General features: G+C 38.9%; 12 protein-coding genes and 1 riboswitch. Of the genes, 3 read left to right on the forward strand and 9 right to left on the reverse strand.

Features of this window, described 5'->3' with window-relative positions; genetic code table 11:
* Window positions 1–146 precede the first annotated feature (146 nt).
* Window positions 147–704, reverse strand: coding sequence for an MEDS domain-containing protein (locus PQ511_RS00005; RefSeq protein ID WP_273849878.1), 558 nt, complete (start codon window positions 702–704; stop codon window positions 147–149).
* Window positions 705–795: 91 nt separating this feature from the next.
* Window positions 796–1,275, reverse strand: a complete 480-nt coding sequence (locus PQ511_RS00010; RefSeq protein ID WP_273849879.1) for a site-2 protease family protein — start codon at window positions 1,273–1,275, stop codon at window positions 796–798.
* A gap of 284 nt (window positions 1,276–1,559) precedes the next feature.
* Here PQ511_RS00010 and PQ511_RS00015 point away from each other — a divergent pair, with 284 nt between their 5' ends.
* On the forward strand, window positions 1,560–1,982 hold the full coding sequence (locus PQ511_RS00015; RefSeq protein ID WP_273849880.1) for a DUF1801 domain-containing protein: 423 nt from the start codon (window positions 1,560–1,562) through the stop codon (window positions 1,980–1,982).
* Between the two features lie 82 nt (window positions 1,983–2,064).
* On the opposite strand, the gene pelG is transcribed toward PQ511_RS00015, so the two are convergent.
* Genes pelG through PQ511_RS00040 form a run of 5 tightly spaced genes read right to left on the reverse strand, consistent with a single transcriptional unit; the run spans window position 2,065 to window position 8,928 of the window.
* A complete protein-coding gene (gene pelG / locus PQ511_RS00020) occupies window positions 2,065–3,537 on the reverse strand; it encodes an exopolysaccharide Pel transporter PelG (RefSeq protein WP_273849881.1) in 1,473 nt (490 codons plus the stop codon).
* Complete coding sequence (pelF, locus tag PQ511_RS00025; RefSeq protein WP_273849882.1) at window positions 3,518–4,939, reverse strand: GT4 family glycosyltransferase PelF; 1,422 nt, start codon at window positions 4,937–4,939, stop codon at window positions 3,518–3,520. Before pelF ends, pelG begins: the two co-directional genes overlap by 20 nt.
* On the reverse strand, window positions 4,939–6,777 hold the full coding sequence (locus tag PQ511_RS00030) for a DUF2194 domain-containing protein (RefSeq protein WP_273849883.1): 1,839 nt from the start codon (window positions 6,775–6,777) through the stop codon (window positions 4,939–4,941). The genes pelF and PQ511_RS00030 overlap by 1 nt, the downstream gene beginning before the upstream one ends.
* Window positions 6,774–7,703: a tetratricopeptide repeat protein gene (locus PQ511_RS00035; protein ID WP_273849884.1), complete on the reverse strand. Its 930-nt coding sequence runs from the start codon at window positions 7,701–7,703 to the stop codon at window positions 6,774–6,776. The genes PQ511_RS00030 and PQ511_RS00035 overlap by 4 nt, the downstream gene beginning before the upstream one ends.
* A complete protein-coding gene (locus PQ511_RS00040; RefSeq protein WP_273849885.1) occupies window positions 7,693–8,928 on the reverse strand; it encodes a hypothetical protein in 1,236 nt (411 codons plus the stop codon). Before PQ511_RS00040 ends, PQ511_RS00035 begins: the two co-directional genes overlap by 11 nt.
* Before the next feature lie 93 nt (window positions 8,929–9,021).
* Window positions 9,022–9,112: riboswitch (cyclic di-GMP riboswitch) on the forward strand.
* A gap of 36 nt (window positions 9,113–9,148) precedes the next feature.
* Here PQ511_RS00040 and PQ511_RS00045 point away from each other — a divergent pair.
* Complete coding sequence (locus tag PQ511_RS00045; protein WP_273849886.1) at window positions 9,149–9,997, forward strand: glycoside hydrolase family 191 protein; 849 nt, start codon at window positions 9,149–9,151, stop codon at window positions 9,995–9,997.
* A 237-nt stretch (window positions 9,998–10,234) separates the two neighbouring features.
* Here PQ511_RS00045 and PQ511_RS00050 read toward each other — a convergent pair whose 3' ends face one another.
* Window positions 10,235–11,488: a hypothetical protein gene (locus PQ511_RS00050; protein ID WP_273849887.1), complete on the reverse strand. Its 1,254-nt coding sequence runs from the start codon at window positions 11,486–11,488 to the stop codon at window positions 10,235–10,237.
* Window positions 11,489–12,035: 547 nt separating this feature from the next.
* Here PQ511_RS00050 and PQ511_RS00055 point away from each other — a divergent pair.
* Window positions 12,036–12,272: a hypothetical protein gene (locus PQ511_RS00055; protein ID WP_420541645.1), complete on the forward strand. Its 237-nt coding sequence runs from the start codon at window positions 12,036–12,038 to the stop codon at window positions 12,270–12,272.
* 6 nt (window positions 12,273–12,278) lie between these two features.
* Here PQ511_RS00055 and PQ511_RS00060 read toward each other — a convergent pair whose 3' ends face one another.
* Complete coding sequence (locus PQ511_RS00060; protein ID WP_273849888.1) at window positions 12,279–12,722, reverse strand: DUF2231 domain-containing protein; 444 nt, start codon at window positions 12,720–12,722, stop codon at window positions 12,279–12,281.
* Window positions 12,723–12,797 lie beyond the last annotated feature (75 nt).

Genomic DNA, 12,797 nt, shown 5'->3' on the forward strand with positions numbered 1-12,797 from the left:
CTTAGCCATTTACTCACTCCGTTCCTCTGCTTTGTTTCATTATAAACGGGTTTTATTTCTAGAAACAGAAATAACCCGAATAACGGGGCACTTTTTTATAAGTGTCCATTATTCGGGTTACAGTTCATATAAGGATGGGGCTTTCTTTACCCAAGGTATTGCTTGGAAGGTGTGAATTCATCATTCATTAATACATAAGGATGTGTTTCCATTAAGATGGTAACGAGATAATCTGGCATTCTTTCTCCATCATAAGCACAAACAAGTGGAAATGAAAGGTCGTTCACAGCATCATCAACAATTTTCTCGAAGTCTTCTATTAGATAGAGCGGCTCTTCCATTGAAGCCCATTCTACGTGTGCCCAGGAACGGAAGGAAAGGTTGTTTTCTACGTAAGGTTCTACAGTTTCCTTGAAATACTCGTGAATGGCAGGGGGATGATAGCTTCCACTTGAGAAGTAAAAATCAAAGCTATTCACACGGTGAACAAAGCGCAATTGATCCTCCGTTAATCTTACCTTTAATTCTTTTAAAATCATGAGATACAGGCGATCATTTTCAATGAGAATCGTATATTCGCCGTGCAATACGCCTTCTTCAATGTAATCGCAAACTTCTTCGATGTAGCTTTTCGTCCCTTGATAAGCATAAAGCACATGAACACTTTTTTTCTCTATGAATAGCTGCTTCATTTTACTTTTCAACAAATCACTCCCCGCGTTTGATTTTATATTTAGTTTACTACAGTTTCCAAAAGATGAAAAACCCACTTCTTGTAAGAAGCGGGAGCCTTCTTTAATCAATAGGGTCAACGGATTTTCCATATCGGAGAACATCAAAGACAGCCATTCCGTCACTTGGTCTGCCGTCGTCATTACGAAAAGGCATAAGAGAGAAGAAGATAAAGTAGATAGAGAAATACGTAAATTGATAGAAAAAGAGCGTTACGGGAATGGTGTTGGATGTGATTAAAAAGTTAATGATTAAAATGACGATTAAGTTAAATAAACTTCCGCTTAAATAGATGGAAATGTGAGCCCAAGTCTTGTTATATTTTAATTCTTCGTATTGACACCAGCCTTCCATGAAATACTTGCGTTTTATTTCAAGGGGTCCAATATGGAACAATGTTGGACCAGTCCCAATACAAAATTTCACTTTGCCTCCAAATAGTCTTGCTACAAGCACGTGACCAGCTTCATGCACGAGTGTGACAATTGGTAGGATAACGAAGAAATTCACTAGAAACATTGGAATATCATTTAATGTAAACATGTCTTACCTCCATAAGGTGTTGGGTTTTCTATAAAGTAAGACGTTCCCGTATGAAAGCATTCCTAACGTTTTTTCAGTAAGTAACATAAAACGGTAATAAACGAAATCATCACGATACATTTATGGATGATTGTGGTGAATTTTACAGAATGGCGACATTCCACTCGAAAGAGCTAAAAATCAAGAAATCAACCATACAAGCTAACATAGTTTACAGAATCGAGAAGGACATTTGGACAATATGGCGTAAATGTTTTAGTAGAGACCATAAAGGGAGGTGCCTTATGTACGAGTTAAAAACGAAAGAAACAGACAATAGCGTGATTGAATTTATCGAAAGGGTCGACCATCCGAAGAAAAAGGAAGATGCGTATCGCTTGTTAGATCTCTTTACAGAAACAACAGGATATGAAGCGAAAATGTGGGGGCCAAGTATCATTGGGTTTGGCTCTTATCACTATAAATACGCGACTGGGCATGAAGGAGATGCTCCGCTCGTTGGATTTTCTCCACGAAAAGCAAAGATAAGTTTGTATCTTGCGCAAGGGGAACCAGAACGAGAAAAAGCGCTTGAACGATTAGGGAAGCATAAGACAGGAAAAGCATGTGTGTACGTCAATAAAGTAGAGGATATTGATCAAGATGTATTAAAGGAATTGATTGCGCAGTCTGTGCAGCATTTGCAAAAATTATATCCTTCTAACTAGTAGAGAGCCGCTTTTCTTACAAGCGGCTCTCTTCCTTATTGATCGATGACTCTTCTCGATGGATGGGCCATTGTTTGCTAGATTATAAAAATGTTCTTTCATCTAACCACTGGCCCATTCGACTAAAGGGCTGTTTAGATTCGGAAGTGTTGTTTTCATTTGGGGTGCAAAAGGCATAATAATCAACTTCCTCAATAAACGTTATTAAACGGATCACGGCATAAAGAAAGGCAAGAGAGGATCCGATTGAAAAGCTGAGCCCGTATCCATCATAGCCCATTGGTAGAAAGATGAAGGATAGTATGAAGTTAAAACCAAAGAACAAAATCGACGTGATCATGGCCCCTTTGCGATCTTCAAAATATAAAAGAATTAGCGTGATAACTAACACCATGGCATTTGAAAAAGCACCAAGTGTCGTGAAACGGAAAATCGAAATAATGTTAGGCTCGAGTGCAAGGGAGCTAAGAAGATAACCTGCTGTAATGATTATTAAAAGAGTGAAAACGCCCTGACTTCGCAATAAGCGTTCCATTTCTTGTTTTAGCACCAATTGCATGCTTGTTTTTGCTCGCTTGATTTGTTGCAATGTACCGCCTTCGTTGATATAGCCATAAAAAACGCGATAGCGCTCATAAAATCTCGTTTCGACAGAGACTACAAAAATAATGAGTGTAGGTATGATCGTTAAGTATGACCAGAAGATCGCTGTATCGTACGTGCGATTATAAATAAATGAATCAACTAGCGTAGCACTTCCTTCTCCAAACCAAATGACCCAATTGCATACCCAAATCCCAATGTTGTATAAAAACCCAGTCCAGAAGAGAGCAGGAAAGCGATCAAAGTAGCTTAAGTAAGTAAATTGTTTCTTCATTTCTCTATCTGGAAATGTCATTAGCATCGCCATCAGGAGACCAAACAACGTGACCACCATCCCTAATGTAAATCCAATAAGTAAGAACAAACTTGGTGCGTGTTCAAAACTTGGGAGGCGGTCAATGTTTACACCAAAGAGATAGACAAGTCCAACAGAAATGGTGCCGCCTATAAGAAAGCTATAGGCAACAGCTTGATAGAATTTAGCGGCGCTTAGAAATAAGAAGAGTACCCAAATTAAATTGATTGTAATAAATAAAGAGAAAATCACAAGTTCAAACACAAATGGCAAAGGTGAGATCCAGATAAAGATTAGCCAGGCGGTTGTCGCAATGAGAAGCGTAAATTTCGTCATCCCGATAAACGTGGCAAAAATCTCTTTGAATTTTTTTTCATAGAACAGATCTGCGACGTATCTCGTGACAATGAGCTGCTGAATTCCAAGAATGACTTGCGAAAAGATAAAGCAATAAGAGACAGAGAGATTGAAAATGGCTCGCTCTTCAAGAGATAAAATCGAAAAGTAAGAGGTTAGCCACTGAATAAGGGCGATTGTAACGATCACGATGAGCCATGGTCCTGATGTGACAAGCCCCGCAAATGCATAAGCTTTTAAACGGGATGAAAAGTAGTCTTCTTGAAATAGCTTTTGTAATTTAAATCCGATTCCGGCCATATTCAGCACCTCTCTTTTCATATAGGTCAACGTACTGATTAATAAACTGGTGCACTTGATAAAATGTTTTGGTACGATTTTGTCCGTTACGACCAAATTTCTCTGCTTCGATCGGATGATGATAAAACCATGTGCAATGTTCGGCGATTTTCTTAGGATTAACAGGTGGAACGACGAATCCTGCTGGACCATATGGATCATGATCCCGGCCATATATTAGCTCAGAGCAAGAGCCTACATCTGTGACAATCCATGGAATCCCAGCGGCCATACCCTCGAGAACGGCTAAGGGCTGTCCTTCTGAAATGCTTGTTAAAAGGCACAAATCAAAGTTTGGTAAATAGTCGATAATGTTTACTTTTCCAACAAGGAAGACGCATTGATTGAGTTCATGCTGATCGATTAACTGCTGACATTCAGCCGCGTAATCTTCTTCTTCATCAAGTGGGCCCATAATGGTAAGCTTAAACGGAGTTCCGATCTCTTGCAGTAGTTTAGCAGCGTGAATCATCGTTTTAATATCTTTAATTGGAACAACTCGAACAATCGCTCCGATACGGAGTAACTTTTTATCTCCATTTATTTTTGTAACTCCTGATAAACGATCATATTGAATACCATTTGGGATAATCGAGAGTTTATCCTGTGCAGCACCAAGCTCACTTTGGAGGCCACTGTTTTTATCGAATAGGGTAATAATGTCATCTGCTTCTTCGTAAGCCTGTTTTGAAAGGTGGTGGAAGAACGAGATCCAACGTTTTTTATAATAATCTGGAATCCAGGAAGCTTGAAGAATTTCCTCTTCTCTTTCTCTTGAATAAATGCCATGCTCTGTTAAGAGAAAAGGAATGTTCTGTTGCTGCTTGATTGCAGCTGAAATCAGGCCGGCATACCCGGTAGAAGCAGAGTGGATCAGATCCACTTCAGGAAACTTGAATTGAAGCAATTCTAAAACCGGCGTAAACATACCACGCCACATCCAGAAGTAATCAATAAAGGAGCCAGTTTGGCTTTCCTTCTGGTAACTTTCTTGAACAGTCTTCCAGAAAATTCTGCTGGAGAAAAAAGAGTTTGTCCCACCAAGCCTATTCGTGAAAACGTCAATTGCTTCTGGTGTAACCTTGCGAAACATCATCCAGTCCGTAATAGCCTCCTCTTCGAAAGGGGTAAGCTGGATCCTTCGTTTATGATTTGGTTGTTTCATATTTAAAGGTAAATTCGTAACCCCTGTTATGTTAGTAGGTAACTCATAAAGATAGTCTTTTTCTGTAAGCTGAACCGGTGTGATCGCGATGATTTGAAATTCAAACTGAGGCATCCGATTTGCAATCATATGCACCCAGCTCGCAACACCGCCGCTTACATAAGGGTAGCTTCCTTCGACAACGATTCCAATTTTCATCATGTAACATCCTTTATCGATAAGTCTGCATCTGGCTTTGTGAGAGTGAGTTGATAAAGAGAGCTTTCTTTACTCAACAAACTCACTTCTCCATATGGAAAAGAACCTGTTTCTAGTTGTTTACCTTCCTGCACTCGAATGAGGAATGTAGAGGGATTTAATAGTTTTTTTCCAGATATATGAATCTGATCTTCTTTATACGTGACCTCAATGTTTGCTTCCTCATATTTTTTGTATTTTTTTACAGCGTTGTGTTGTGTTAATGGTTCTAGATAGGGATAGAGCTCATTTGTTTTCTTCAACATGGCTTCAAGATTTGTTTTCATACCTTCCCAGCCATCTCCTGTGGATCGAGCAGAGTCTAGCACATCGTCTGGATGAACAAAATGGGACATCATGCCAAAGTTCGCAATCGCATCAATTTGGAAAAATTGATCCTCTTCGCCTTCAAGGTAACCACTAGAAATCCTTGGGAAGTTATATAAGTGATCAAATGTTTCATCTTGGCCGAACTCCTGTATATAGCTTCCTTCTTCGTCACTCCCTGAATAGAGAGCAGCGATGACTTCTAAGTTAGGGAGGCCCTCTTCAAGTGCCGCAATCCCTGTTTTATTAATAATATTGGAAGGAGGGACGTAGGTTTGAATTTCTTCATTTGGAAAGAAATAATCAAACGATGATTTGATGCGTTTTATACCGACGAGCATTTCTTCCAGGCTACTCCATGGTTTGTACCCAAGCGTGGGGTCGATCCGCTCGTCTTTCAAAACAAGTGATTGATGGTTGTATCCATGCAACCCAATTTCGCCATCATGTTTCAATAAATCTCTACCGAAGTAAAGCATCGGATAGCGACTTCGTTCCTTAATATCTTCACTCGTTTGCTCAGTTGTATCTTGATAAGTTCCAATCATTACGCCTGTATATCGCACATGATAATCTTTAGCTAGTTGCTTCATATCCTGCCACCAAACATTGGAATAGAAATCCTTAATCGACATATCATACTTCTTTCGAATGGCGTCTGTTGTTTCATAAGGAACAGGAGACGGAAAATCATCCAGATACATGACTTTAATGCCAGCCTGGCTGCTAACAAAAGCAGGTGTTAAAAAGGACATAGCTTGCAACAATAGGCCACGTGAATTTTTCTCCGCTACGGAAGTGGTGTTCCAGAATAGAACTTTTCCCTTACCGAATTCATGAGTCCACATGATTGGTTCATCCTGGGCTGTAATGAATACTTCAGAAGTCTTTGCGAGCTCTACATCAGCAATACTATGAGCAAACAACGTTGAACTGCTGTCTAAATCTATGTAACCCGGAAACAGTTCTTTCTGAAACGAAAGCCCGTTTATCCCATCCAAGAAATCGCCAAAATCGGTTACACCAATAAGGTCACTCCATTCATCATTAATAAAACGAGAACCGATATAAAGTCTTCCGCCATCTTCGACAAACGATTTAATTTCATCATATGGCCAGTCCTTCGAATGCTCTCCTGCTAGGACGAGGACATTGTACGGGGAAGCCTCGATTGAAGAAATGTCATCTATTGAAATGGGCTCGTAAGCTATTTTGGCGTAATCAAGAGCGTATAGAAGATTTGAGAGAACCGATTTTGATAGGTCGCTATCATCTTCATGGATATAGATCTTCATTTTTTCTCCTTTCAACTCATTGGATGATGAACTCATTGTTGCAAAAGCTACTTCTTTCGATTCTTTTGCAGGAAGGAGCTGTTGAAAGAGGTCAAGGCGAACCATCTGTAAGCCGCCAATAAAGATCAGAAGAAGGGCAAAGATGGCGATCACATATTGGTACGATTGCTTTTTCATTCTGCATTTCCCCCAAGTTGTTTTAGTACAAAGCGCTGATTGTCAGGTATTTTCGATTCTGGCACATATTTTTCTATCGCATTAAGGAGTGGCTTGATCATTGCCCAACTCCGCTTTCCATAATAAAATTCAATTAATTTAAGGTACCCATCTGGTTCATTAGGAAAGGCATTGGAAACGTAAGCATACGTTTTGATTGCTTTTTCTTCATAATCCATTGCTAAATAAAGATTGCCAAGATAAAGGTACCGTTGCTTATCATTTGAGGGGGTTTTTGTTTCATTTTCTAATAAAGTAGCATATTCTTTCTGTACGTTAAGAAGAGAGCTATCTTCAAGCAATCCGCTTTTTAAATAACGCTCGTACACATCAGCAACTTTCAGAAAGCTACTGTCATCATGAAGACGATAAAGTTCTTTCGCTTTCTGGAGTTCTTTTTCATACCGATCAAGAAGAATGTTCATTGTTGCTGCAGCATAATGAACGGTTTCAGAATCACTATTATTTAAGCCAAGGTTTAAATATTTTCCTTGGTTCGTAATGTTTGAATTGATAAGACGGACAATCAAATCTTTTCTAGTCGAATGTTCATGATCGTTGAGTGCTTCTGCTAAAGGGACTAAGTCAAGGCTTGTTGCCGCTTCGTGACGAAGAGATTCAAGGTTTAAAACATCGAAGGTTACATATTCTCCATAGTCAACGAGTATTTTATCTGACACCCAGCGTTTCGCTAGCATCCACGAAATTAGACCAAATAACTCACCGATGAGGGGGAGAAAACATGAAACAATCGAGACCCAAGTCAGCACACCATGATGGTTTTGATCGACTATTCGTTTCAGGAAGTTGGATAAGACGATCATGATCATTGCATGAACGAAATAAAGTAGGAGGAGTGTCATTGGGTGTAAGATATTATCCAGCATGCAACCCACCCTTTTCGGTTAATGCTTTCTTAATTCTTTCTTTTACGGTTTGGGCATTTTCTGGAGCGGTCCCTGGCAATAAGAAAGAGAAAATGTTTTCTGATGGATCATATCCCATAAGATCGATTTCTCGTAGATAAGATCTGAGAATGATTTCAGCTTCTATAGGCGTAATTTGATCAAATTCAGCAAATTGTACGTGAATCACACTAAAGGATTGATCAAATTTCTCACTTCGCTTCTTTTGTATTTGTACCTTTTGCTCGAACGCTTCTTTAAAATAAATATTTGTTCCTTGAAACATCTTTATTTTCTCTTCTTTCAGTTCGAGCTCAGTTGCTTTTTCAATCCTCGATGACATCCAATCAAGGACTAGTGACATGATTTGAATTTCATAAGTTGTTAGTTTCGCAAAATCAACTTGATAAATGACAAGGACTTCTTTGATTTCGTTACCGTAAATAATTGGACCTACGAGAACCGGGGAATTATTCTCATCTTCTATCGTTCGTAGGGTAATCGTTTTATTACGGAAGAGTCGTTTGTAAACGGCAGAGTCTTCTTCAATAAAAACCGTTTGTGGAAGATGATTTGAATCGCCCTTTCGAATATGTAGACGCAACGTCCTTTTAGAAGAATCTAAATGGTAAATCGCTAATTCCTTCGCTTTAAAGAGATTCGAGATGATCGAAATGGCTTCATTTCGAATGAGTTCAGGTGATGACTGATCAAGTGCTTTCCCCACTTGGTAGATCCGCGTTAAACTATGCTCAAATTCGAGCATTTTTTCTTGCATGGTTTTCTGAGAGTGTTCTAAGAGTTTGATAGACTCTGTTAATTGTTCATTCTCGTCTTTTAACTCGTCGTGTCGATAATGAAGGCTTTCATATCGTTCCTGGAAGGATGTGCTAGATAAGCCACAAACAATGGCTAATAATAAGCTAAATATAATCCATGAGGCCTCACTCATATCATAGAAAAGCAGGTAGATATCCCCACCGTTAAACCCGATTGCCATCATATGATAAATAAGGGCTAGAAAGAAGCTGAGCAACCCCAGGGTTAACCCATAACGTAGCGAGAAAAGGAGAACAAAGAAAAATAATGGATCAAGCTCCCAGGTAGTTAAGTGAAGCTGGAAGAGTTGGTCACTCATACCGATAAGTACAATCACTACGATGACCTCTATTAATTTCCTTGCCGTATTTTTTTGTGTGTAAATCATTAAATCATCCTCTTCGAATAAATTAAATACTTTTATGCAAAAAATATTGTGGAATTAATTCCAATGTCTGATATACTATTTTTGACAACTAAATATAGAGAAGGGCAAACTTATTGAAAAATAAGGGCGCAAAGACATGGGTCGTCGATTCTATTCTGTGAATACCGATCGCCAGTCTACAATGCCAGAGCCGCTCTCTGATTAATCAGGAGGCCAACCAATGGGTATTATCTCAACAAAGCAAATTGTTGCCATGTCATGTGCTGTTCTGTTCACTTTAGTCTTGATTTCTCCACTTACCTCTCATGCCACCAGTCATCCACTTTCTGACGTTACATCTTACAAAGTTTATTATGATGCCCCAACAACTCGATTAATTGCAAAAATGAAGCAATACGACGTGATGATCATAGAACCTGTTTACTATAGTAAACAACAAATTTCAGAGATAAAAAGTTCTGGTACAAAAGTTTACGGCTACATTAATACAATGGAAGCTGACAATTGGAATACAGCGCTTATCAATCAATTAAATGAAGATGATTTCTTTCACCGTAACGGAGAAAGAGTACACTATACCGAATGGGATTCCTATCTCACAGATATCACTTCTGTTCACTACCGTGACGTTCTTCTATCAGAAGTGACCAAGCAAATCGCCGATAAGGGACTTGATGGTGTTTTCCTTGATACAGTTGGAGATATAGATGATGAGCATTGGGAAAACCCCGCTGTTTTACAAGCGCAACAAGAAGGAATGGTCACTTTTCTCCAACAAATAAAACAAGAGCATCCTTCGCTTTCTCTTATTCAAAACTGGGGCTTTCAAACGTTGAAAGATTACACAATCCCTTACATTGATGCCATTATGTGGGAAAATTTCAATTATACAACCGTATCGAAAGATGAGTGGTCTAAGGATCGCATGGCTGATTTAAAAAACATCCAACAAGAAACCAATCTAGCCGTTTTTACTGTTTCAACAGAGCAAAAATGGAAGAGCACTGCCTATGCTAAGTCGAATGGGTTTGTTCATTTCCACACAAGAAATGGTTACAATAGCTGGTAAGTTCTTAATATTAGAATTGCATATAAATTAATAAAATACCATATTTTATGTGGAAAATTCGTTAAAATTTAGCATAAATCCGACAGCGTTCGTCAAAAACGAACGCTGTTTTTATATTAAGAACATTCTCGTCTGATTCTAGCTTCGTATCGGCTTTCTGCTTAAAAAGCAGTGTCACACCAATAAAAAAAGGCCTGGCGTATGCCAGACCTTATTAATGTAAGCGAAATCCCGCGACTATTGAACTTGCATTGTTTCAAGTGCTACTGCAGTAATGGCACCTTCCTTTGATTCTGAAACAAACGAAAGCTTGTTTTTACCCGTATAATACACGTGAAGATACTCATTATCGAGTTCGTTAAAAGTTACCTCATCTGGCTCACCAAATTGACAAACCAAATCTGAATAGGGAATAGCTGGTCCTTCTGATAACGCATTATAGCGTAACTGACTTAAGGCTTCATTTGGAGTGAAGTAAGCGTACTTATCATCATAAAAACCAGGCGTTCCTTCATAAAACGTTTTATCATAAGTCAAGTCAGGTTTTATTTTCTTTAATGCTTCTTCTGACATACCTAGGAAAATCGACGCATCTTTTAAATGACCCTGCTCGGCAAATTGTAACAGTTCAGAATGAAACGGTGCCTTCTCGCACGTTGCGGTTTCGTTTGTGGCAGTAGGGTTTTCATCTGAAAGAGCATATTCCCCATTAAAACCGACTGCTGCATCATGGTACTTTAAGCAGGAGTCCTCAATAAATGAAATGACCTCATTTGATAGAACGAATGTACCTGTACAGGAAGGGTCTTCCGGATCCTTAAACGTTGCTTCACTTCCATTGATTGTTGCTGTCCCATTCATTTCTCCAACCTGATCATCGTTGCTAATATTAAATGTAAATTCAAAGGATTCCTTCGTTACGTTTGATAAAGTAAGCTCGCCCTGATCGAAGGTTGGATTAATATAAAGAGCTTCTTGCCAGTTCGCTTCTTCGGCTATTGTTTTTTCTTCAGTCTGGGAAGAAGGGGAGTTACCAACTTCAATCTTTGTATAAACGCCTGTAAAGGAAACGGGGGTTTCATTTAGGCTCTCACACGCTTCGCTCGTGTCGATTGTTAACCGGTCTTCTTTCCAACCAAAGGATACTTTGCATGCTGTGTTTTCAGCATGAATAAATGTTGCAGTTTCCCCGTTAACCTGAGCTGTGCCTGATAATTCACCTACATTCTGACCGTCGTAAGCTTGTAGCATAAACGTAAAAGAATCAGTGTTAGGATCCGTTATATCAAGCCCGCCAAGTATCTCCCCATCTTTTTCCCATTTGTACGTCCCTTCTTGAAAGAGAGCATCACTAGCAGTCTCCGTCGAAGACTTGTCCACCACTTCTTTTTCAGCTTCTGCTTTTTCAGCAGGGTCTGAGGTTGTAAGGAAATTACAGGCGGAAACTGTGAGCAGCAAGATAAATAAAAACACCAAACGAAGGGTTTTCATACGATTCCTCCCTAGTAAAGTAAGTTGATGTCATTATTATACATAAGGTTATCTGAAAGAAAGGAATATTGGTGTCGAGACAGAAAAAAATCTCTTGTCTAGTTTAAGCGAATATTCGTGTAAACTAGTTGTCCATTTCCGGGGAAATTAATGGAAGAAGTCGAAAGGGTTTTTCAATTAGGATTGAAAGGAAGATTGTGTTGAAATAAGCTGTTCTTTCAAAAGATAATGAACGGTTATTCGTGCTAGAGAGGATGGGAAAATCGTGCACAGTTCAGAATGATGGTCCTAAAATGACGACTGCGAAACGGAGTGTCTGTGATGAAATATGATAAGCTAGAAAAAGAATGGAGGAGAGGAGTTGAGTAATGCTGGATTTTATTTCAAATAATGTAATATGGCTAGGGATAGGCTGTATTGTCATCGCTCTATTACTTGCAAAATTCACAAAAAAGAAGTGATGTAACGAAATAAAGAAAGGAACAGACAATCATCTGTTCCGTGTATTCATTATTAGCATTCAGACAATAAAAGGAGTGAACATATTTTGGGGAAATGTACGATTGATCACTCACAAAATGATGTGATGACGAAGCTTGAGGAACAGTCGCCCTATATGCCAGATCACCTTGTGCAGGAAACAAGGAAATTTTTAAAACAAAGGCTTAATCAAGAAACATTAAATGAAGTCTTTCATTTATTAAAAAAATACGACCTTGCATCAGAGGAAGAACGAGAAAAACGAAATGCTGAACTTCAAAAACGCTTCTTCCAAACTAGCTAGCTTTTTTTATTTAGTCTCACTTAGGGAAGACATCGTCTCATGATCATAGACAATTTTTCCACCGTAATGCCCTGTTAATGACAGTGTGATAATGCCAGATAAACAGAGAATTAGAACAAGTGGCTTTATCCATTTTAATGGTATGATTAAGTTAAGTAGCTTCAAAGCGGTAATAGCACCAAAAACTACTAACGTGATCAGGGCGTATGTTTCATGTGTGTGGATGAGGTATTCAACCTGCCTTCCCCAGTGGTCAAAGGCATATCCTTCTGCAGAATCACCCGTAACGTATGAAATAACCGCAAAGACAAATCCGGTAGGGAGAAGGAATAATGCTATTTTTTCAAAATAGTCCTCTTTCCAAAAAGTTAAAAATTGTGCAACCACTCCAATGAACAATAATGCAATCGGAAAATGGACAAGTAAGGGGTGCAAAGGTGATGATAACATAGCTTGAGCTCCTTTCCATATCGTGTGTCATTCATGATTGTAGCTGCTAAATCTGAAATTGGGCTGAAAAAATGC

The organism is Guptibacillus spartinae (assembly GCF_028610625.1).
Classification (GTDB): domain Bacteria; phylum Bacillota; class Bacilli; order Bacillales; family Guptibacillaceae; genus Guptibacillus; species Guptibacillus spartinae.